The organism is Pseudomonas siliginis (genome assembly GCF_019145195.1).
Taxonomy (GTDB): domain Bacteria; phylum Pseudomonadota; class Gammaproteobacteria; order Pseudomonadales; family Pseudomonadaceae; genus Aquipseudomonas; species Aquipseudomonas siliginis.
Window position 1 is genome coordinate 188,398 of sequence record NZ_JAHSTW010000005.1, and the last position, 21,887, is coordinate 210,284.

General features: G+C 63.1%; 12 protein-coding genes. 5 read left to right on the top strand and 7 right to left on the bottom strand.

The features are described from left to right. Positions 1–12: 12 nt before the first annotated feature. From KVG87_RS12285 to KVG87_RS12300, 4 genes are all read right to left on the bottom strand, one after another. On the bottom strand, positions 13–7,836 hold the full coding sequence (locus tag KVG87_RS12285; protein WP_217850891.1) for a non-ribosomal peptide synthetase: 7,824 nt from the start codon (positions 7,834–7,836) through the stop codon (positions 13–15). Continuing rightward, positions 7,833–11,234, bottom strand: coding sequence for a non-ribosomal peptide synthetase (locus KVG87_RS12290; protein WP_217850892.1), 3,402 nt, complete (start codon positions 11,232–11,234; stop codon positions 7,833–7,835). The genes KVG87_RS12285 and KVG87_RS12290 overlap by 4 nt, the downstream gene beginning before the upstream one ends. Before the next feature lie 187 nt (positions 11,235–11,421). Continuing rightward, positions 11,422–12,405 (bottom strand): TauD/TfdA family dioxygenase, encoded by a 984-nt coding sequence (locus KVG87_RS12295; RefSeq protein ID WP_217850893.1) that lies wholly within the window; start codon positions 12,403–12,405, stop codon positions 11,422–11,424. A gap of 35 nt (positions 12,406–12,440) precedes the next feature. Beyond that, positions 12,441–13,181: a thioesterase II family protein gene (locus KVG87_RS12300; RefSeq protein WP_217850894.1), complete on the bottom strand. Its 741-nt coding sequence runs from the start codon at positions 13,179–13,181 to the stop codon at positions 12,441–12,443. A gap of 136 nt (positions 13,182–13,317) precedes the next feature. On the opposite strand from KVG87_RS12300, the gene KVG87_RS12305 reads away from it, so the two are divergent. Continuing rightward, positions 13,318–14,451, top strand: coding sequence for a cupin-like domain-containing protein (locus KVG87_RS12305; protein ID WP_217850895.1), 1,134 nt, complete (start codon positions 13,318–13,320; stop codon positions 14,449–14,451). A 111-nt stretch (positions 14,452–14,562) separates the two neighbouring features. Here the strand turns inward: KVG87_RS12305 and KVG87_RS12310 are convergent, their stop codons facing one another. After that, complete coding sequence (locus tag KVG87_RS12310; protein ID WP_073474040.1) at positions 14,563–15,735, bottom strand: MFS transporter; 1,173 nt, start codon at positions 15,733–15,735, stop codon at positions 14,563–14,565. Positions 15,736–15,969: 234 nt separating this feature from the next. On the opposite strand from KVG87_RS12310, the gene KVG87_RS12315 reads away from it, so the two are divergent. The 3 genes from KVG87_RS12315 to KVG87_RS12325 all read left to right on the top strand — a co-directional run bounded on the left by KVG87_RS12315 (position 15,970) and on the right by KVG87_RS12325 (position 19,291). After that, positions 15,970–16,770, top strand: a complete 801-nt coding sequence (locus KVG87_RS12315; protein WP_217850896.1) for a glucose 1-dehydrogenase — start codon at positions 15,970–15,972, stop codon at positions 16,768–16,770. Next, positions 16,763–18,589, top strand: a complete 1,827-nt coding sequence (locus KVG87_RS12320) for a glycoside hydrolase family 15 protein (protein WP_217850898.1) — start codon at positions 16,763–16,765, stop codon at positions 18,587–18,589. Before KVG87_RS12315 ends, KVG87_RS12320 begins: the two co-directional genes overlap by 8 nt. Positions 18,590–18,901: 312 nt before the next feature. Beyond that, entirely contained in the window at positions 18,902–19,291 is a 390-nt protein-coding gene (locus KVG87_RS12325) for a hypothetical protein (RefSeq protein WP_217850900.1), read from the top strand. On the opposite strand, the gene KVG87_RS12330 is transcribed toward KVG87_RS12325, so the two are convergent. Next, positions 19,263–19,895, bottom strand: coding sequence for a hypothetical protein (locus tag KVG87_RS12330; RefSeq protein ID WP_217850902.1), 633 nt, complete (start codon positions 19,893–19,895; stop codon positions 19,263–19,265). The genes KVG87_RS12325 and KVG87_RS12330 overlap by 29 nt on opposite strands. 90 nt (positions 19,896–19,985) lie before the next feature. Here KVG87_RS12330 and KVG87_RS12335 point away from each other — a divergent pair, with 90 nt between their 5' ends. After that, complete coding sequence (locus KVG87_RS12335) at positions 19,986–20,873, top strand: alpha/beta fold hydrolase (protein WP_217850905.1); 888 nt, start codon at positions 19,986–19,988, stop codon at positions 20,871–20,873. On the opposite strand, the gene KVG87_RS12340 is transcribed toward KVG87_RS12335, so the two are convergent. Then, on the bottom strand, positions 20,842–21,825 hold the full coding sequence (locus KVG87_RS12340; RefSeq protein WP_217850907.1) for a GlxA family transcriptional regulator: 984 nt from the start codon (positions 21,823–21,825) through the stop codon (positions 20,842–20,844). The genes KVG87_RS12335 and KVG87_RS12340 overlap by 32 nt on opposite strands. Positions 21,826–21,887 lie beyond the last annotated feature (62 nt).

The following is a 21,887-nucleotide window of genomic DNA, read 5'->3' on the forward strand; positions in this document are numbered from 1 at the left end:
CGTTTTTCCCTCTCAAGAAATCAGTTTTTCCAGATCATCGAGGGATAGACGTTTGAGGGCCTCCAGTGATTTAGCCAATTCATCCTGAACGGGCGACATTTCGACGCGCAGCGCTTCGATCCGCGCGCAGAAATCCTTGAGCGTGTCGGTCTCGAACAGCGCCTTGAGCGGCACCTTGTCGCCGAGGCGCTCCTGCACCCGGGTCACCACCAGCGTCGCCAGTAACGAATGGCCGCCGAGCTGGAAGAAGTTGTCCGCCAGCCCTACCCGCTCGACTTCCAGCACCTCCTGCCAGATCGTCGCGACCTCCCATTGCAGATCGCTTTGCGGCGCCTGGTATTGCTCTTGCGTCGGGCTCTCGCCCAACGCCATCAGCGCCTTGCGATCGAGCTTGCCGTTGGGCGTCAGCGGGATCGCGTCAATCAGGTGCAGATGCCCCGGCACCATGTGCGCCGGCAAGCGACTGGCCAAGGCATTGCGCACCCGCTCGGCCAGCGTCGACCGCTCGCTGTCCGGCGCGGCGACGAGGTAGGCATGCAGGTGTTTGCCAGCGGCGCCGTCCTGCGCCAGTACCACCGCCTCAAGGATATCGTCGAGCTGCAGCAGGCGCGCTTCGATCTCGCTGAGCTCGATGCGGAAGCCGCGAATCTTCACTTGATGGTCGGCGCGACCGATGTACTCGATGTTGCCATCGTCGCCTTGGCGCACCAGATCGCCGGTGCGGTACAGGCGTTCGCCGTTGCTCGCGTAAGGATTCGGCACAAAGCGTTCGGCGGTCAGCGCGGCGCGGCGCAGATAGCCGCGCGTCACCCCGGCGCCCGCCAGATACAGCTCGGCCGCCACGCCCTCGGGCAGCGCCTGCAACTGACTGTCGAGCAGGTACGCCACGGTGTTATCCAGCGGCCGGCCAATGTTCGCCCGGCCCTGCGGCGTACGCAGGGTGAAGGTTGAATAAGTAGTGTCCTCCGACGGCCCGTAGAGGTCGTAGACCTGCTGCACCTGGGTGCTGGCATAGAGGCTGTCAACCAGACTCTGCTTGAGCGGTTCGCCGGCCAGATTGATGGTGCCGACCGACGACGGAATCTGCCCGGCCCGTTGCAACGCGGCAATCGCCGACGGTACGGTGTTGATCAGCGTGACCTGATCGCGCGCCGGCAAATCCGCCAACGCCAGGGCGTTGTCCGCCAATACCAGGCAGCCACCGCAGGCCAGCGTGACAAAGATTTCCCACACCGACAGGTCGAAGCAGATCGACGTCGAAGCGAGCACGCCGCGCAATTGTTCTTCACGATAGACACCCGCTGACCACTGAATCAGCGCCGACAGATTGCCGTGGCTGATCGCTACGCCTTTCGGTTTGCCGGTGGAACCGGAGGTGTAGATCACGTACGCCAGATTGTCTGCCGCGAGATTAACCAGTGGCGCAGTGGCCGGGTATTCGCTGGCGACGTTCTCGTCCACCAGCAGCACCTGCGCACTCAAGGTTTCGGGCAGCATCGCCAAGGCCGCTGGCTCAGTGAGCAAAACAGCGGCGCGGCTGTCGTCGAGCATGTGCAGCAAGCGTTCCTGCGGGTAATCCGGGTCGAGCGGTACGTAGGCGCCACCGGCCTTGAGGATCGCCAGCAAGCCGACCAGCATCTGCGGCGTGCGGCGCATGCACACGCCTACGCGCACTTCCGGCCCGACGCCCATGCCTTGCAGCTTGTGCGCCAGACGATTGGCTCGGGCATCGAGGTTTCGGTAAGCGATGGATTGCTCAGCGAACAGCACCGCGTTCGCCTGTGGCTGTCGCTGCACCTGCGCGGCGATGTGCGCCAGCACCGTGCGTTGATCCGGCGTGGTAACCGGCGCCTTGCCCCACTCGATCGCTTGTTGCCGTCGTGGCTCGGCGAGCAGTTCCAGCGCGCCCAGCGGCTGCGCGGCGTCGGCGAGGAACTGCTCGAGCAGGCCTTGCAACTGCGCACTCAACACGCGGATCGCTTGAGCGTCGAAGCTGGCCTGATCGTAACTTACGCCCAGACTCATCTCGCGGCCGGTGACCGCCACCAGCGTCAGCGGATAGTTGGTCTGCTCCTGCCGGCGGATTGCCGAGAACTTCAGGCCCGTCTCAGAGCCCTGCGCCAACGCCTCGGCCATCGGGTAGTTTTCGAACACCAGAATGCTGTCGAACAACGCCCCGGCGCCCGTACCGGCCCAGCGCTGAATGTCATACAGCGGCGTGTGTTCGTGCTCGCGCAAGGCCAGGTTGAGGTCTTGCACCTGTTGCAGCCATTGGCTGACGCCGATCTCCGGCGATGGCGCCGCCACCACCGGCAAGGTGTTGATGAACAGACCGATCTGCTGCTCGACGCCCGGCAAATCGGTTGGCCGTCCGGCGACCGTCGCGCCGAACGCCACGTGATCGTGCCCGGTGTAGCGCTGCAACAGCAGCAGCCACGCCGCTTGTACCAGCGTGTTGAGGGTGACTTTCTGCTCGCGGGCGAAGCGGTTCAGTTCGGCGGTCAGCGGTTCGCTGAACACATGCTCGTGATCGGCATAGCCGCTGGCCGCGTGCCTGACCGGTATGGCGCTGGCCAGTCGGGTCGGCTGTTCAAGGTCCGCCAGCGCCGCACTCCAGAACTGTCGACTGGCCTGCTGATCACGCTGGCCGAGCCATTCGATGTAATCGCGATAACGCCCCTGCCCTGCGCTCGGCGCGATGCCGGCGTAACGTTGCAGCACTTCGCCGAACAACTGCGAAGTGCTCCAGCCGTCCATCAGGATGTGATGGCAGGTGTAGATCAGGTGATGAGTGTGCTCATCGGTGCGCACCAACGTCACGCGCAACAGCGGTGCGTCGAGCAGATCGAAGCCGTTATGCAGGTCTTCAGTGGCCAGATGATCAAGTGCTGAATCAAGGCCAGCGCGACCGCGCCAGTCCTGCACTTGCCACGGCATCTGCACGCGGCTGCGCACCACTTGCACCGGCGCGGCGGCATCCTGCGGCCAGACGAACGCCGTGCGCAAAATGTCGTGGGCATTGAGGGTCTGCTGCCAAGCCTGGCGGAAGCGCTCGGCGTCGAGCTGCTCGACGTCGACGCGCAGCTGATTGGTGTAAGCCGGACTGTCCGGCTCGTTGCGGCTGTGGAACAGAATGCCTTGCTGCATCGGCGACAGCGGGTACAGATCGACGATGTCACGCGGCGCCATCGGCAGCGCCGACAGCTGCGCTTGCGTGAGATGGGCGAGGTTGAAGTCCGAGGGTGTCACGCCACCGGTCGCGCTGTCGCAGCAATGTTCGATCAGGCGTTGCAGTTCGCGGCGATAGGCCTCGGCCAGCGCCTCGATGGTCTCGGCGCGATACATGCCGGTGCCGAAGGTCCAGGTCAGTTCCAGCTCACCGCCGAGAACCTGTCCGTCGACGCTCAGCCAATTGCCCAGCGGCGCTTGCCCATCCTGATTGGCGCCGGTGCTGTCAGCGCTTGGCAGGAACAACGCGCCTTGCTCAGCGCTGAACGCGCCGTCGAACTGGCCGAGATAATTGAAGGTTACCCGTGGTTGCGCCAGCGTCTGCAACTCAGCTGCACGCGTGAGGTAACGCAGCACGCCATAACCGATGCCTTTGCCCGGCACGGCGCGCAGTTGCTCCTTGATTGCGCATAGCGACGCAGCGGGATTGGCCTGCGGGGTCAGGCGCACCGGGAACAGGCTGCTGAACCAGCCGACCGTGCGGCTCAGGTCGATGTCGTCGAACAGGTCTTCACGACCATGGCCTTCGAGCTGGATCAACACCGACGGCTGCTCGCTCCAGTCACACAGCACCCGCGCCAAAGCCGTCAGCAACAGGTCGTTGATTTGCGTGCGGTAAGCCGCCGGGGCGACTTTCAGCAGCTTGTCGGTCAATGTCTGGCTCAGGCGCGTACTGGCGCGGGCGGCCTGGGCGCGAGTCTGGCTGTCCACGGCGAAATCTTGTGGCAGTGCCGCCTCTTCCGCCGCCAGAGTCTGGCGCCAATAATCGCGTTCGCCGGCAAGCGCTTCACTCTGCGCATAACGATGCAACTGCTCGGCCCAGTTGTGCAGCGAACTGCTCTGGCCCGGCAACACCGGCGCCATCCCCGCCGCCAATGCCTGGTAAGCCTGCTGCAAGTCCTCAAGCAGAACGCGCCACGACACGCCGTCGACCACCAGATGATGAATCACCAGCAACAAGCGCTGCTCGGCGTTCGGCAGGTTGACCAGCACCGCGCGCAGCAACTGCCCGCGTTGCAGATCAAGGCTGCGCTGCGCCGCGTCGGCCACGGCCGGCAAGGCATCGAGACTGTCCAGTTCGCGCAGCCAAAGCAGTTCGGCATCGCGCTGAGCCTGCGGCAACGCCTGCCAGCTATCGCCCGACTGCACGAAACTCAGGGCCAGCGCTTCGTGCTGCTCGACCAGCGCCGCCAGCGCCTCACGCAAATGTACGACGTCCAACGCCAGGGTCGGTTGCAACATCACCGCCTGGTTCCAGTGCTGGCGCTGGGCAATCGGCGTATCGAAGAAACGCACCTGAATCGGCAGCAACGGCAACGGCCCGCGTGCCACTGGTGCCGCGACGGCAGCCGGTTTGGCTTCGATCAGTTTGGCCACAGCAGCCAGTTGGCCGATGGTCTGTTTTTCGAACAACTGCTTGGGGCTGAGCTTGATGCCCTGGCGCTTGGCCCGGGCGATGATCTGCAAGCTGAGGATCGAGTCGCCACCCAGTTCAAAGAAGTTATCGCTGCTGCCGACTGTTTCGAGCTTGAGCACCTCGGCCCAGATCGCGGCGAGTTTTTCCTCGATCTCACCGACCGGCGCGACGAACTGCTGGCTGACCACGCCGGGCACTGGCAAGGCACGCTTGTCGAGCTTGCCGTTGGCGGTCAGCGGCAGCTTTTCCAACAACAGCAACTGTGCCGGCACCATGTAATCCGGCAGCCGCGCCTGCAATTGCTCGCGCAGTTCCTGCGCCTGCACCTTCGCGCCCACTGCCGGCATGCACCACGCCAGCAGTTGCAGGCGCGCCGGATCGTCATCCAGTGGCAGCGCGAGCACGGCGGCTTCGCTGACACCGTCGAGGCTGAGCAACACCCGCGCGACTTCCGCAGGCTCCACACGGTAGCCGCGCACTTTGACCTGATCGTCGGCACGACCGATGAACTCCAGCGCCTGCTCGCGATTGCGCCGGACCCGGTCGCCGCTGCGGTAGACCCGCGCGCCCGGTGTGCCGAACGGGTCGGGCAGGAAGCGTTCGGCGGTCAGCGCCGGCTGGTTCAGGTAGCCAAGGGCAACGCTGTCGCCACCGATGTACAACTCACCGGCAACCTGATCGGCCACCGGGTTGAGCACATCGTCGAGCACATAGACATGGGCACCGGCCAGCGCTGTGCCGATTGGAACACTGCGCGCCAGCGCGGCGAGCTCTTCGACCTCGTGGGTGAGCACGCCCACGGTGGTTTCGCTCGGCCCGTAGTGGTTGATCAGACGACAGCCCGGCTTCAGTTGCTGCACGCGCTCGACCAGCGCCGGCGAACAGGCTTCGCCGCCGACGATCAGTGCGTGTTCCGGCAGCACATCGGCAGGCTTGGCCGCCTGCAACAGTGCGGCGAGATGCCCGGGGACGATTTTCAACATGCCAACGCGATGGCGGGCCATGTATTCGGCAAAACGATCCGGGTCGAAGCCGAGTTCTTCTGGCAGCACATGTAGCAAACGACCGGAGCACAACGCGCCGAACAGCACCGTGAAGCCAAGGTCGGCGGCGATGGTCGAGACCAGCGCCATGCTCGCCTCCGGCGCCGGCGCCAAACGTTCGAGTACGCCGCGCACGTAACTGCCCAGTGCGCCGTGGCTGACCAGTACACCCTTGGGTTGCCCGGTGGAACCGGAGGTGTGAATCACGTAGGCGGGCGACTGCGCATACAGCGTCAGCTCAGGCGCGGACGTCGGCAGCGAGTGCCATTGCCCCGGCGCAAACTCCAGACCCTGACAGCCCTCAGCCGCCAGTTCGCTGAGCCGTGCGTCGCCTTCAGCACCGATCAGCGCCCTCGCCTGCGCAGCACCGAGCATCTGTTGCAGGCGCGCGCTTGGCGCCTTGACGTCGAGCGGCATGTACACCGCGCCAGCCTTGAGAATCGCCAATACGCAAGTCAGCCAGTCCAGCGAACGTTCCAGCAGCACCGCCACCGGGTCGCCGACATCGACGCCCTGCGCACGCAAATAATGGGCGAGACGATTGGCCTCCTGATCCAGCGCCTGGAAAGTCACCGTTTGCTTGAGATCCCGAGCGGCCAACGCCTGCGGCTGCCGGGCCACTTCACGCGCCCAGTGCTGCAACACCGTCAACGCCGGTTCGCGTTGGCTGGCAAGCGCAGCAGGCCGTGGTGTGGCAACCGTGTGCAATGGCGCCTGCGGCGAGTCGAGCAACTGGGTAAACAGATCCAGCAACATCGGCACAAAACCGGCGACCGTTTCCGCCCGATAGAGATCGCTGGCATAGGTCATCTGACCGTGGATCAGTGTGCCGTCGTCGGTGATGTCCAAGGCCAGATCGAAGTGCGTGCCGTCCTTGGCCAGCGGGTATTCGCTGACGGTCAGGCCGGGCAAGGCCATCGAGCGCTGTTTCTGCATGCCGACGTTCTGGTTGAACTTGGCCTGGAACAGCGGGTTGTGGCCCAGGGAGCGTTCGGCGACCAATTCGTCGACGAGTTGCTCGAACGGCAACTCCTGATGTGCCTGTGCGCCGAATGCCGCTTCACGCACCTGCGCGAGCAAATCAGTGAAACTGCCGCGCTCATCGATCTGGCAACGCAGCACCTGGGTGTTGACGAAGAAACCGATCAGCCCTTCGACTTCGGCGCGGCCACGGTTGGCATTCGGCACGCCGACACGAATGTCGCGCTCGCCGGCCAGACGCGAAAGGAACAGCGAGAACCCGGCCAGCACCAGCATGAACAGGCTGATGCCCTGGCTGCGCGCAAAAACGTTGAGCTGTTGCGACAGGTCGGTGCCGAAATCAAAGCTCAGGGTCTGTCCTGCAAAGCTTTGCGTCAGCGGTCGGGCAAAGTCCGGCGCCACTTCCAGCAGCGGATGTTCGTCGCCCAATTGCTGACGCCAGTAGTCGAGCTGGCGTTCACCCTCGCCGGCCTCCAGCCAGCGCCGCTGCCAGATCGCATAGTCGGCGTACTGCAACGGCAGCGCCGGCAATTGCGGCTCGCGCTGCAGGCTGAACGCCTGATAGCACTGCACGAATTCCTTGACCATGACGTCCATCGACCAGCCATCGGAGACGATGTGATGCATGCTCACCACCAGCACGAACTCATCGTCGGCCAGGGCAAACAGGCTCGCGCGCAACAGCGGGCCATGGCGCAGATCGAACGGTTGCGCGGTGACGTCTTGCACGTGTTGCGCGAGCAGTTCTTCGCGCTCTTGCGCGGCGGTGCCGGTCAGATCGAAGCGTTCCAGCGCAATACTTTGTTGCTCGAGAATCAGCTGATGCGCTTGATCGCCGTCGGTGTGAAACACCGTGCGCAACACTTCATGGCGCGCCAGCAAATGATCGAACGAGCGGCTCAGGGCTGACTCATTCAGCGAACCTTTGAGACGCAAGCCAGCGGCCATGTTGTATGCGCCGCTATGCGGTTCCAGTTGCCACAGGAACAGCAGACGCTGCTGCGCAAACGACAGGGGAATCTGCGCACAGTCGTGGCAGCTGACCGGCAGCGGCAACAGGCTGAAATCCTTGCCCTCCTCGCGCAATTTGGCCAGAAACAGCCGACGCTGTTCCAGCGGCAGGCCGACGAACCTTTTTGCAATACGTTCCGCCATCGTGCCGCTCATACTTCTTCTCCTTGCAAAGCATTCATGAACTGATCCATGTCGGACCAGTCGTCGTCGCCGCTCGCCTCGGCCAGTTGCCCGAGCACCTCGGCGAGATCCGCCAGCAGCGGTTTTTCGAACAGGCTGCGCAGCGGCAGCACCACGCCCATCTGCTCCTTGACCCGGGCAATCACCTGCGCGGCCAGCAACGAATGGCCGCCCAGTTCAAAAAAGTGATCGTCCAGGCCCACACGCGGCACGTGCAGCACCTCGGCCCAGACTTGCGCCAGACACTGCTCGGCTGGCGATTGCGGGGCGCGGTAATCGCCCTGCAACTGCGCCGGATCCGGCGTCGGCAAAGCCTTGCGGTCGAGCTTGCCGCTCGGCGTCAGCGGCAGGTTCGCCAGCAACAGCAGATGCCCCGGCACCATGTAATCCGGCAGGCTGGCTTGCAGCGCAGCGCGGGTCTGCTGACGGAATGCCGCTTGCGTCGCCGCGCTGGCGAGCACCGCAGGTTCTGTCACAACGTAGGCGACCAGTTGCGCACCGCCGGCGAATGGCACCGCCAGCACCACCGCTTCGCGAACGCCCGGACATTGCTGCAGGCGCGATTCGATCTCGCCCAGTTCGATGCGAAAGCCACGAATCTTCACTTGATGATCGACCCGGCCGACATACTCCAGCGCGCCATCGCCGCGCAGCCGCGCACGGTCGCCAGTGCGATACAGGCGCTGGCCGTCGGCAAACGGGTCGGCAATGAAACGCTCGGCGCTGAGGCTCGGTTGGCGGTGATAACCGCGCGCCAGACCCGGTCCACCGATGTACAACTCGCCCACCGCGCCTTGCGGCAGCAGGTTCAGATCATCGTCGAGCACGTACAGACGCCGCGCTGCCAGTGCGTGGCCGATCGGCATGCCGCGCCACGACACGTCTTGGGCGGTCAGCGCGGTGCAGTCATGAATCGTCGAGACCACCGTGGCCTCGGTCGGGCCGTAGGTGTTGAGCAGGCGCACATGGCCGAGCCCGGCCTGCTGCCACAGGCGCAAGCCGTCCACCGCCATGGCTTCGCCGCCGACGTGAATCTGCCGCAGCGCACCGAAACTGGCCGGCGGTTTCGCCGCGTATTCCTGCACCAGCCAATACCAATAAGCCGCCGGCAGGTCGGCCAGAGTGATGCCCTGATCGATGATCACCTGATGCAGCGTCGCGCTGTCCCACAACGGCGCATCGCGCATGACCACGCTAGCGCCATGGCACAGCGGCGGGAAAAACTGCTCGACGAAGCCATCAAAACTGCTCGTGGCGAATTGCAGAACCCGGTCGCCTTCGCGCAGATCGCTGTAGTCGATGGCGCGGGCAATGAACTCGCTCAGCGCGCCATGACTGACCGCCACACCTTTCGGCCGCCCGGTGGAGCCAGAGGTGTAGATCACATAAGCGAGGTTGTCGGCTTCGACCGTGACCGGCAGGTTGTCGCTCTGCTCGCTGGCGGGCAACTGCTCCAGACACAGGCATTCGATGCCGTCGAGCGGCGGTAGGCTGGCGAGGCTTTGCCGGTCGCTGAGCAACAGGTTCAAACCGCTGTCAGCGAGCACATGGCGCAAGCGTTCGGCCGGGGTCTGCGGATCCAGCGGCACATAGGCACCACCGGCCTTGAGCACCGCCAGCAGCGCTACCGCCAATTCCAGAGAGCGCCCCAGCGCGACACCGACCAGCACGTCCGGGCCGACACCCTGTGCGCGCAACTGATGGGCCAAGCGATTGCTTCGAACGTTTAGTTCGTCGTAGCTGAATACCGGTGCAGGGGCAGTGGCCAACAGCACCGCCGGCGCTTGCGCAGTCCGTGCGACTTGCGCTTCGAACAGGCTTTGCACGCTAGTGAAACGAGGCGCTGGCGCGGTGGCCTGGATCAACCCGTGGCGTTCGCTGTCGGCGAGCATCGCCACTTCGCCGATCAACTGCTGCGGATCGCGGCACACCGACTGGAGAATGTTGCGCCAATGCCCGGCCAGCGCGGCGATGGTTGAAGCATCAAAAATATCCGTGGCGTAAGTGAAGGCAGCAAACAGTTGCTCGCCCTCCTCGCGGGTGTCGAGCATCAGATCACTGGTGGCCGCGTGTTGCCGAGCGCTGCCGGCCAGTTGCTCTTCGCTCAGATAACCCACGCGCAAGCCTGAAGCGAGTTGCGCCTGATGCAAATCGGTAACCAGCGGCTGGTGGTTGAACATCACCTGAAACAGCGGATTGTGGCTTTGGCTGCGCGCCGGTTGCAGGGCTTCGATCAAGGCGTCGAACGGCAGATCCTGATGGGCCTGGGCGCCCAGTGCAGCCTGGCGCAGGTTCTGCAGCAACTCAGTGAAGGGCGTTTGTGCGGTGACCACGCTGCGCAGGATCTGCGTGTTGACGAAGAAGCCGATCAGGCCTTCGGTTTCACTGCGGGTGCGGTTGGCGATCAGCCCGCCGACACGAATATCGGTCTGGCCGCTGTAGCGATGCAACAGGGTCTTGAACGCCGCCAGCAGCACCACGAACAACGTCACGCCCTGACGCTGGGCAAGGTTTTTCAGTTCTTCGCGCAGGGCCGCGTCGATCACCGTTTCCAGGCGTGCGCCTTGATGGCTGGCTTGCGCCGGATAGGCGCGGTCGGTGGGCAATTCCAGCACGGGATGTTCGTCGCCCAGTTGCGTGCGCCAGTAGTCCAGTTGCCGCTCGCGCTCACCGGCCTCCAGCCAGCTGCGTTGCCACAGTGCGTAGTCGCGGTAATGCACGCTCAACGCCGCCAGCGTCGGTTCACGCCCGGCCACCAGCGCGTCGTAAGTGCGCATGAATTCGTCGATCAGAATGTTCATCGACCAGCCGTCGGCGATGATGTGATGCAGGGTCAGCAGCAGCACGTGTTCCTGCGCGGCCAAGCGCAACAGACGCAGACTCAGCAGCGGGCCGTTTTGCAGGTCGAAGGCCTGGGTCGCCTCGGCCATCATGTGCTGCTGCGCCAGCGGCCAGCGCTGAGCTTGGGGCAACTCGCTCAGGTCAGTCACGGGCAACTTCAGTGGCTTTGGTTCGGCCACACGCTGGAAGGCCCGCTCGCCGTCCTGGCCGAAGGTGGTGCGCAAACATTCGTGGCGCGCCGCCAGACGGCTGAAGGCCTGCTCCAGTGCCTCGACTTGCAACTCACCATCCAGACGCACAGCCATCGGCAGGTTGTAGGCGGCGCTGGACGGCTCCAGTTGCCAGAGAAACCACATGCGCTGCTGCGCGTAAGACAGGCCGTCACGCTCGGCGATGCCATCGCAGGCGGTCATGGGCAGCTGCGCAAAATCGATGCCCTCGCGGGCCATGCCGGCGAGGAACAGACGGCGTTTGTCCTGGGGCAATTCGATAAAGCGGCGGGCTAGTTTCTGTGCGTCTGCGGCATTCATGCGTGGAGTCCTTGCTGATCGGCGGCGTGACCTGGAGACCCGGTCGTATCAACAAGAACGAATGGCCCGCGCAATGATTTAGCGCGCCAGCGGCAATCACGGCCCGACGGTACAAAGGCCAGACAGACAAATGCCGAAGCCGGTACAGGCCCGGATTCGGCATTTGAGTTGAAGGGTTGCGAACAGGTCAGCGCACGTCCTGCGAATGCCCCTCGGCCATCGCCACGATGACTTTGCGCGGCCCTTCGAACGGTGAGCGCGCGTGAGCCGAGAGCATATTGTCGAGCATCAGCACATCGCCCTCCTGCCAGGGGAAACTGATCGCACAGTCGTCGAGCACCGCGCGAATCTGCGCCAGCACTTCGTCTTCGATCGGCGAGCCGTCGCCGTAGTAGACATTACGCGGCAGGTCTTCTTCGTCAACGATATCGAGCAGACTTTCGCGCACGTCCGCTGGCAGGTTGGAGATGTGAAACAGGTGCGCCTGATTGAACCAGACGTGGTCGCCGGTCACCGGGTGCACCGCCACCGCCTGACAGGTCTGCCGCGTGCGCAGCTCACCGTCGTCCTTCCATTCGCAGACAATGCCGTGGGCCTTGCAGTAGACCTCGACGACTTCACGGTCTTCGGTGTTGAACACGTCTTCCCACGCCACGTCGAGGCCGTTGCCGAAGTTGCGCACATACATCAGGCCTTTACTGACGAAACGCTCGCGGATCGCCACGGGGATGCGCCGGTACACTTCGCGACTGTCGGCAATCGGCGTCTCGCCGCCGGACTTGGCGGCGATCATGCTGTAGAACCAGATTTTCATCGGCCAGTCGCGGGAATAGGCCTGTTCGTTGTGCAACGGAATGCTCTGGTGCGCCGGGTATTCGGTGGAGGTGTACACGCCTTGAGTGACGTTGGTGCGCGGCGTCGAGCCGAACTCGTAGTTGAGCAATGGATGGCCGAAACTCGCGGCAAACTGGCGAAACTGCTCGGCACCGTCGAGGCGGAAGCCGCGAAACAGCACGCCACCGTCGCGCAGCAGGTGCTCGTCAACCAAGGCCTTCAATTCATCGAATACCGCCAGCAGATCGGTGTCGGCATCGCTCGCCTCGACCAGCAGCGGCAAGCGCCCGCGCTGCGGCAGCAGTGGCCGCACGGAAAATCCCAGAGCAACAGCCATGACTGGCCTCCTGAAAATGATAGATGAGGCGCGTCTCAGAACGCCGGTTGCACGGCCTGCGCAAGGCGTCGGTGATGCACTTCCAGATGGGTCTTGATCGTGCGAATGACCCGCGCCTCGTGCTCATGAATGAAGAAATGCCCGCCGGTCATCATGTCCACCGAGAAACTGCCCAGGGTCTCCTTGCTCCAGCCGATCAGTTGTTCGGTGGTGGCGCGGTCTTCCTTGCCACCGAGCACGTGCACCGGGCAATTGAGCAAGGGCCGCTCGGCAGGCGTAAAGCGGCCGCACATCATGAAATCGGCGCGCAGCACCGGCAGGGTCAGGCTCATCAGCTCTTTATTGGCGAGGATTTCTTCGCTGGTGCCCTGAAAGGTGCGCAACTGTTCGATGAGTTCTTCATCACTGCGCGGTTCGGCAAAGCCGCGGTCGTAATCGCTGCGCATGGACGGCGCGGCGGTGCCGGAGGCGAACAGCGCCAGCGGCTCCGGCACACCCAATTCGCGAAAGGCATGGGCCATTTCGCAGGCCAGCAACGCACCGAGGCTATGCCCGAACAACGCATACGGGCCTTGCAGCCCCGCTTTGTGCTCGCGCGCCAGTTGCCGCGCCAGTGCGCGCATGTCGGTTTGCAGCGGTTCATCGAACCGCGCGCCACGCCCCGGCAGTTCCACCGGTTGCAATTGCAGCCACGTCGGCAGTTGACGCCGCCAGCGGCTGTAAACCATGGCGCTGGCGCCCGAATAGGGCAGGCACAGCAATGTCAGCTTGGTCACCGCGCTTTCCTTGAAAAATGTGTCTGCAAGAAAGACGGATCACTGGCCGGACAAATTAGTCGCCCGGCCGCTAAATTCCGCCGCCAGCCGCTCGTTGCCTGTTCAGGAAAAAAACAACAATCGCGAGGGAATCACCGTGGACCTGCAGAGCATTCTGGGCAAGTTGTTCGCCAACGCCGGCGCGGTCGGCATCGAGGGGGTTTTCCAGTTCATCTTCAGTGGGCAACAGGCGTACTGGTATGACATCAAGTCCAGCCGGCGCACGGAAGCCGGGCGCCACCCGAGCCCGGACGTGACCATCGAAGTCGCGGAAAAAGATTTTCTCGGGATCATGGCCGGCGTGGTCAATGTAGAGGAACTGTTCGCCAGCGGGCGCCTGAAGATCGGCGGCAACATGGGCCTGGCGACGATGTTGCCGCAGATCATCGACCACGCCCGCCAGGGTGGCGGCACGGTGGCAAAGGTCGACATGAACAAGCGCTACCCGACGCCGCCACGCTTCAGCGAAAAGCTCACTGCCGCGCTGCCTCGCCAGACCAGCGTCGAACGTCGTGCGCGCGCCGAGTTGAGCCGGCACGAATTCGAAACTCGTTATTTGCCCAACGGCATTCCGTTGGTGATCAGCAATGCCCTGCACGACTGGCCATTGTTCAGCCTGAGCCGCGAGGAATCGCTGGTGCATTTCGCCGAGCTGCAAGGCATCACCCGCCATGGCGATTACGTGAAGAAGACCTTTTCCACCGAGCGTGATTTCCGCTCGACCTCAATGGCCGAGTTCATCGCCTCGCTGGACAGCCCGGCGGTCAAGGGCGCGGACGGCGAGCCGCCGGCGTACATGGGCAACAACATCCTGCCGGCGCAATTGTTGGAGCAGATCCAGTACCCGCCCTACTTCGACACGTCGCTGTTCATCCCGCCACGCATCTGGATCGGCCCCAAGGGCACGCTGACGCCGTTGCACCGCGATGACACCGACAACCTCTTCGCGCAGGTCTGGGGACAGAAGAAATTCACCCTTGCCGCGCCGCATCACCGCGAGGCACTGGGCACTTGGTCGACCGCGCCCAAGGGAGGCCTGGATGGCTGCGATTTCAACCCGGACGCGCCGGACTATGAACGTTTCCCGGCAGCGCGGGAGGTGACGTTTCTGCGGGTGACGCTGGAGGCTGGGGATCTGCTGTTTTTGCCAGAGGGCTGGTTCCATCAGGTGGAGTCGGTGTCGACTTCGCTGTCAGTCAACTTCTGGGTCGACTCAGGCCGCGGCTGGTAACACCGCAAAATAACTGTCGGAGCGAGCCTGCTCGCGAATGCGTCGTATCAGGTATGAAGATATTTACTGACACACCGCCTTCGCGAGCAGGCTCGCTCCCACAGTGGAATTTCATTTCAAGTGACGGAAACTTTGGAACGCTGAAATCAGCACCACCGCCCCCGCCGCAATCGCCAGCCAGAAGCCGCTGCGCGCGCCGAACGCATCCACCAGCGCGCCGGAACCAGCGGCGCCGATCGCCACGCCGATGCTCAGTCCGGTCACCAGCCAGGTCAGGCCTTCGGTCAGTTTGGCTGGTGGCACGATGCGTTCGATCAACGCCATCGCAACAATCAACGTCGGCGAAAAGAACAGCCCGGCGATAAATACCGCGATCGACAAGCCGAGGATGTTGCTCGCCAAAAGCAGCGGCAGCGTGGTCACTGCCGTCGCCACACCGCCGTAGAGAAACAGGCGCGGCAACGGCAGTTTCGAACGCATCGCACCGAAGGCGATGCCGGCCAAGCATGAACCGATCGCGTATACCGACAAGACAATACTGGCCGCTGCCGGCTGGCCCTGGTGCTGGGCGAAGGCGACGCTGACCACGTCGATCACCCCGACGATCACGCCCATCGCCAACATCAACGCCAGCAGCCATTGCACGTCGGTCGAGCGAATGATCGAGCCCTGATGCTGCGACTCCTGCGCGTGCACGGGCGGCTCGGTGCTGCGCTGGGCGACAAACGCCGTCACGCCGATGGCCAGGGCCAACAGCGCCGCCAGCGGCCCGGCCTCGGGAAACACCGCGACCGACAGGCCCACCGACAGCGGCGGCCCGACGATAAAACACACTTCGTCGAGCACCGACTCCAGGGCATACGCCGTCTGCAATTGCGGCTGGCCACGGTAGATCTCGGTCCAGCGCGCCCGCACCATCGCCGACATGCTCGGCATGCACCCGGCCAGCGCGGCGAAGACGAACAACGTCCAATCCGGCGCCTGCACACGCGTGCACAGCAGCAACATCAATAACCCGCCGCCACCGGTCAGCGCTGCGATCGGCAGCACCCGCCCCTGCCCATAACGGTCCACCAACCGCGATACCTGCGGCGCGCAAAACGCCGTGGCCAAAGCAAACGTCGCCGCCACCGCACCCGCCAGCGCATAACCGCCGTTCAACTGCGCGAGCATGGTGATCAGGCCGATGCCGGTCATGGAAATCGGCATGCGCGCCAGCATCCCGGCCAGCACAAACGCACGGGCACCGGGGGCGGTGAACAATTCGCGATAGGGGTTTGCCATTGATTGCAGCCTCATCAGGGGCGGCCAAGTTGCCATAGCCTTGAATGCCGTGGAAGCGCGCAATTGTTAGCGGTCTGTGAAGGCCCCTTCGCTCGCACATTCGAAATGCCGTCCCCCGGTGGGAGCGAGCCTGCTCGCGAAGGGGCCGGCGCAATCACCGCATCCAGCAAATGAACTCTCAGCGTCTGCCATCAGTCAGCTACTTAAGTCTCTGGAACCAAGGCGCGAATCGTCATGCAGTTTTCCCTCGCTCATCAGGTGGCGCTTGTCACCGGTGCCAGCTCCGGCATCGGCCATGCCGCCGCCAAAGCACTCGCTGCGGCCGGTGCTGCGGTCGTGATCAACTACAACAGCAGCGCCGAACCTGCCGAAGAACTGGCCGCGCAAATCAACGCTGAGGGCGGCAAGGCCCTCGCTATCGGCGCCGATGTCTCGAAAGAAGAAGAGGTCGAAAGGCTGTTCAAAGAGACCGTCGAAGCCTTCGGCTCGCTGGACATTCTGGTGGCCAACTCCGGCCTGCAAAAAGACGCCGCTGCCGTGGACATGACGCTCGACGACTGGAACACGGTGATCGGCGTCAACCTCACCGGGCAGTTCCTCTGCGCGCGGGAGGCGTTGCGGATTTTCCAGCGTCAGGGCGTGCGCGAAGGCGTGTCGCGCGCGGCGGGCAAGATCATTCACATGAGTTCGGTGCACCAGCGCATTCCATGGGCCGGGCATGTCAATTACGCGGCGTCCAAGGGCGGCGTCGATCAGTTGATGCAGAGCCTCGCCCAGGAAGTCAGCCACCAGCGCATCCGCATCAACAGCATTGCGCCCGGTGCGATCAGCACCGCGATCAACGCTGACGCCACCGCAGGCGAAGCCGGCGAAAAACTCCTCGAACTGATTCCCTACGGGCGCATTGGCGATGTCGAGGATGTTGCCAACGCGGTGGTTTTCCTCGCTTCCGATCTGTCCGATTACATCGTCGGCACCACCCTGTTCATCGATGGCGGGATGAGCCTCTATCCGGAGTTTCGCGGCAATGGCTGAGCCTGAAATGGAACAACAAAGTCCCATCGGTGCCCACGGCATCATCGGCGACATGCGCAGCGCCGCACTGGTCAACGACAAGGGCAGCGTGGATTTTTTCTGCTGGCCGGAGTTCGACAGCCCGACGATCTTCTGCTCGCTGCTCGACACCCCTGAAGCAGGGATTTTCCAGCTCGCGCCAGACTTGCCGGACGCGCGCCGAGAACAGATTTATCTGCCCGACACCAACGTCTTGCAGACCCGTTGGCTGAGCGAACACGCGGTGGTGGAAATCACCGATCTGTTGCCCATCGGTGACGATGTCGACGCACTGCCGGTACTGATGCGCCGGGTGCGCGTGGTCAGCGGCTCGGCGACGTTCAATCTGCGTTGCGCGGTGCGCCACGACTACGGCCGCGCCGACACCCGGGCAGAAATGGACGAAAAAGACGTAACGTTCCACGCCGCTGGCCAGCCGTCGATACGCCTGGCTTCAGATCAGGCACTGCAAATCGATGCGCAAGCGGCCGTCGCGCAGTTCACCCTCAAGCACAATGAAACCGCCGCGTTCATGCTCGGCGGCAGCGACGATCCGCGTTTTGCCGAAGGCGCCGGCGAGTTGTGCATGGAGCGCACCCTCAAATACTGGCGTGGCTGGATCGGCCAATCCAACTATCGCGGGCGCTGGCGGGAAATCGTCAATCGCTCCGCCCTCGCCCTGAAACTGCTGACCTCACGCCGCCACGGTGCGATCCTCGCCGCCGCCACCTTCGGCCTGCCGGAAACACCCGGCGGCAGACGCAACTGGGATTACCGCTACACGTGGATCCGCGACGCTTCGTTCACCGTGTATGCGTTCATGCGCCTGGGCTTCGTCGATGAGGCCAACCATTACATGCAGTGGCTGCGTGGTCGGGTCAGCGATTGCTGCGGCAAACCGATGAAACTCAACATCCTCTATGCCATCGACGGCCAGCAGGAGTTGCCGGAAACCGAACTCACGTACCTGTCCGGCCACGGCGGCGCGCAACCGGTGCGGATCGGCAATGGTGCCTACGATCAGGTCCAACTGGACATATTCGGCGAGCTGATGGACGCGGTGTATCTGGTCAACAAGTACGGTGATGCGATTTCCCACGAAGGCTGGCGGCACGTCGGCGAAGTGGTCGATCAGGTCTGCGAAAACTGGCAGAGCGAAGATGTTGGCATTTGGGAAATGCGCGGTGAAACCCATCATTTCCTGCACTCGCGGCTGATGTGCTGGGTGGCGCTGGACCGTGCGATCCGTCTGGCTTCCAAGCGTTCGCTGCCGGCGCCGTTCGCCCGTTGGGATAACACCCGGCAAGCGATCTACACCGACATCTGGGACAACTTCTGGAACGAAGAACGCGGGCATTTCGTTCAGTACAAGGGTGGTACCGCACTGGATGGCTCGATGCTGCTGATGCCGCTGGTGCGCTTCGTCAGCGCCAAGGATCCGCGCTGGCTGTCGACCCTCGAAGCGATCGAAAAAACCCTGGTGCGCGACGGCATGGTCTATCGCTATCGCAACGAAGACGCCAACATCGATGGCCTCAGCGGCACCGAAGGCGCGTTCGCCGCGTGTTCGTTCTGGTACGTCGAATGCCTGGCCCGCGCCGGCCAGGTGGAAAAAGCCCACCTGGAGTTCGAGCAATTGCTGCGATATGCCAATCCGCTTGGGCTATACGCCGAAGAGTTCGACAGCCATGGGCGGCACCTGGGCAACACGCCGCAAGCGCTGACGCATCTGGCGTTGATCAGTGCAGCGAGCTTTCTTGATCGCAAGTTGAGTGGCGAGAAGAGTTCCTGGCAGCCATAGCGGTGAGCGCTTTTTCGCCAGCGCTTGTCAGACCGATCTCTGGTCGACAGGTATTTTTTCCACAATGGGCCTGCATGCCAGACAACTGGCTCAGGCCCGTATCCGCTGTTAAACCCGTACGCCGGTTACGTCTGGCGACAGTCTGTGTAAAAACCGCACCTGCAAAAACCACTCACGTCACGTTGAAACGCCTCACGCAACGTACGCTTACACGCCGAAATACCTTGTTGCCAGCCGTTACATCCACACCTACCATCCAAAGCAACGGGCACAGCGGAGCTGTCCAACCACACCCGAATTCAAGGAAGCGGAATGCCTCATCACGTCCAGCGCACCATCGACTCCCCTCTTCGCACCGGGCTGAGCCGCACCCAGCTATGGGAAGCCGCCGACCAAGGCCTGATCAAATGCTGGGAAATCGGCCGCCAGCGCGCCGAACGCTTTCCCGAAGTGGCCCAGCGCTGCCTGGCCGATGAATTGCCGGTGCTTGGCTGGAAGGGTGGCGTCAGTCGCAGCCTGAAAAAAAACGAGAAGTACGGCTCACTGAAATATCTTGCGCAGTGGCAGGGACTGCGTGGCGAAGATCTGGATATCGATCTGGCGCAGGAGCGTTCGCTGACGTGCTCGCGGACGAAGATGAAGGTGACGTTTACACCGGATCGGACGAAATATTTCAATCAGGTCGCGGAGCTTGAGGCTTAGCCGTGCGGAAGTCCGGGCGGTAGCAATCCGGGTACAGGGCACAGACGCCGTACTGGGCGTCCAGATCGGCCATGTGCTGGTAGAACTGCTCGATTTCCCAAAACGTTTCATCCGCAACGGTCATCAGGTAGAAGTAACTGAGCTGATGATCATTGGGCAGCACCAATGGAAACTCTGCCAGCGCGTCCATCCTCGGCGCATTGGCCAGCGCCGCGAGCATTGGCGTCGGTGCCAGGGACAATTGCTCGAAGTACTTTTGCTTGTATGTCGCCAGACCTATGGCTTCACCTTTTGCTCTGGCATCGATAAGTTGCGCGAGGTTTGCACGGCGCTGCTCCCAGTACGCCGCCGGCAGGTCTACATTCATTTGTTGCTTATGGCTGGCCAATGCCTCATCGGCGCTGAGCTGGCGTTGCGGTTCGCCCGGCACAGCGGCGGACCGTGCGTCCAACTCCTTGAAGGACAGCATGATCGTCGACTTGGCAAACATGCGTTCCATCAGTTCACGGCGCTGCGGGGTGTCCGGCAATGCCGGTGGCGGCGATGCGCAACCGGTCAGCATCACGACAAGTCCCGACATAACAAGCAGCGTTTTGAGTGACATGTATCGTCCTTGAAGCCAGTCGACAGAATGAGCTGCGCAGTCTATCCGATGGTCTAGGGTTTGGAAGACGTTTGCACGGAGTTGACAGTCATGATTCAGTCAGTCCTTACGCCTTTTCTGACCATTGCCTACGAACAGCACGGTCCGAACAACGGCGCCCCGGTGATTCTGCTCCACGGCTTCCCCTATTCCCCGCGCACCTTCGACGAAGTCGCCCCGGCGCTGGCCGCGCGAGACTACCGCGTCATCGTGCCGTACTTGCGCGGTTACGGGCCGACCCGGTTCAACAGTGCGCAAACCCTGCGCTCCGGTCAGCAAGCTGCGATGGCGCAGGACTTGCTCGATCTGATGGATGCGCTGGGCATCGAACAGGCCACGCTTTGCGGTTATGACTGGGGCGGTCGGGCAGCGTGTGTTGTCGCGGCGTTGTTTCCGGCGCGAGTGCGCGGGCTGGTCAGCGGCGACGGCTACCTCGTGCAGGACATCGCCCATGCGAAACAGCCGTTGGACCCCGAAGACGAGCATCGGCTCTGGTATCAGTACTACTTCCACACGCCGCGTGGCGTCGAGGGCCTTAAGCAGAATCGCCGGGAGTTGTGTCAGTTGCTTTGGCGGCTGTGGTCGCCGACATGGGCGCGAAAGGATGAACGCTACCCGCTGACCGCTGGCGCTTTTGATAATCCTGACTTTGTCGACGTGGTGATTCATTCCTATCGGCATCGCTTCGGCTACGCCCCGGGCGATCCAGCCCTGGAGTGGATGGAAGAAGCGCTGGCCACACAGCCGGTGATCAGCGTGCCGAGCATTTCGCTGTGCGGCGCCGATGATGGCGTCGGCCCGCCTTCGCTGATTGATGAAGATGCCGAACATTTCAGCGGCTTCTATGAGCGGCGCGTGCTGGCGGGTGTCGGCCACAACATTCCTGAAGAAGCGCCGCAGGAAACCCTCAAGGCGATACTGGATCTGCTGCAACGCTGACCGAAAACCGCTCTCGATAAGCCTGCGGTGTCACGCCAATCGCTCGCAGAAAACTGCGCCGCAACGTCTCTTCGCTGCCAAAGCCGCAATTGGCGGCGATGCGTTTCACCGGCAAGCCGGTATCGCTGAGCAGTCGGCGGGCGGTTTCGACGCGGATCAATTCGATCGCCCGCGCCGGGGTCTGGCCGGTGTCGGCGCGGTAGTGGCGGATAAAACTGCGCTCGCTCATGCCGGCCTGTTCGGCAAGGGTCGGGATGCCGAGGTCGCAGGTCAGGTTTTCGGCGATCCAGGCGTGCAGTTCATCGAAGCGGTTGCCCTGTTGTTGCAGCGCCAGCGTCACGCTGAATTGCGACTGCCCGCCCGGGCGTTTCAGGAAGACGACCAAATGCCGGGCGACGTCGAGGGCGATGTCGCGGCCGAGGTCTTCTTCGACCATGGCCAACGCCAGATCGATGCCTGCCGTGACACCGGCGGAAGTCCACACCGGGCCGTCGTTGATGAAAATCGGATTGGCTTCCACGTGCAGATTCGGATGCTGCGCGGCCAGTTGCTCGCAGCGCGTCCAGTGGGTGACCACGCGGCGGCCATCGAGCCAGCCGCTGGCCGCGAGTAGAAAGGCCCCGGTGCATACCGAAGCCACGCGCCGGCAATGAGTGCCGTGCTCGCGCACCCAGTCGACCAGTTGCGAGTCTTCGGCGGCGGGATAAATGCCCCAGCCACCGGCGATGATCAAGGTGTCGCTGGGCGTTTGTGGCAACGGTTCGGCGAGCACCGCCAACCCCGCCGATGACATCACCGCCCCGCCACCGCTGGCAATCACGCTCGGCGCATAGGGCGTCGGCATGCCGCGCTGGCGAGCCAGATCGTTGGCCGAGGCGAACACCTGCAACGGCCCGGTGACATCAAGAATCTGCATGTTGGCAAACGCGAGAACGTGAATGGCTTTGGGCATTTGGCGTAATTCGTGGGGTGATTGGCGTATGCGCCAGAACCTACGCGCCTACAGTGCAGTCG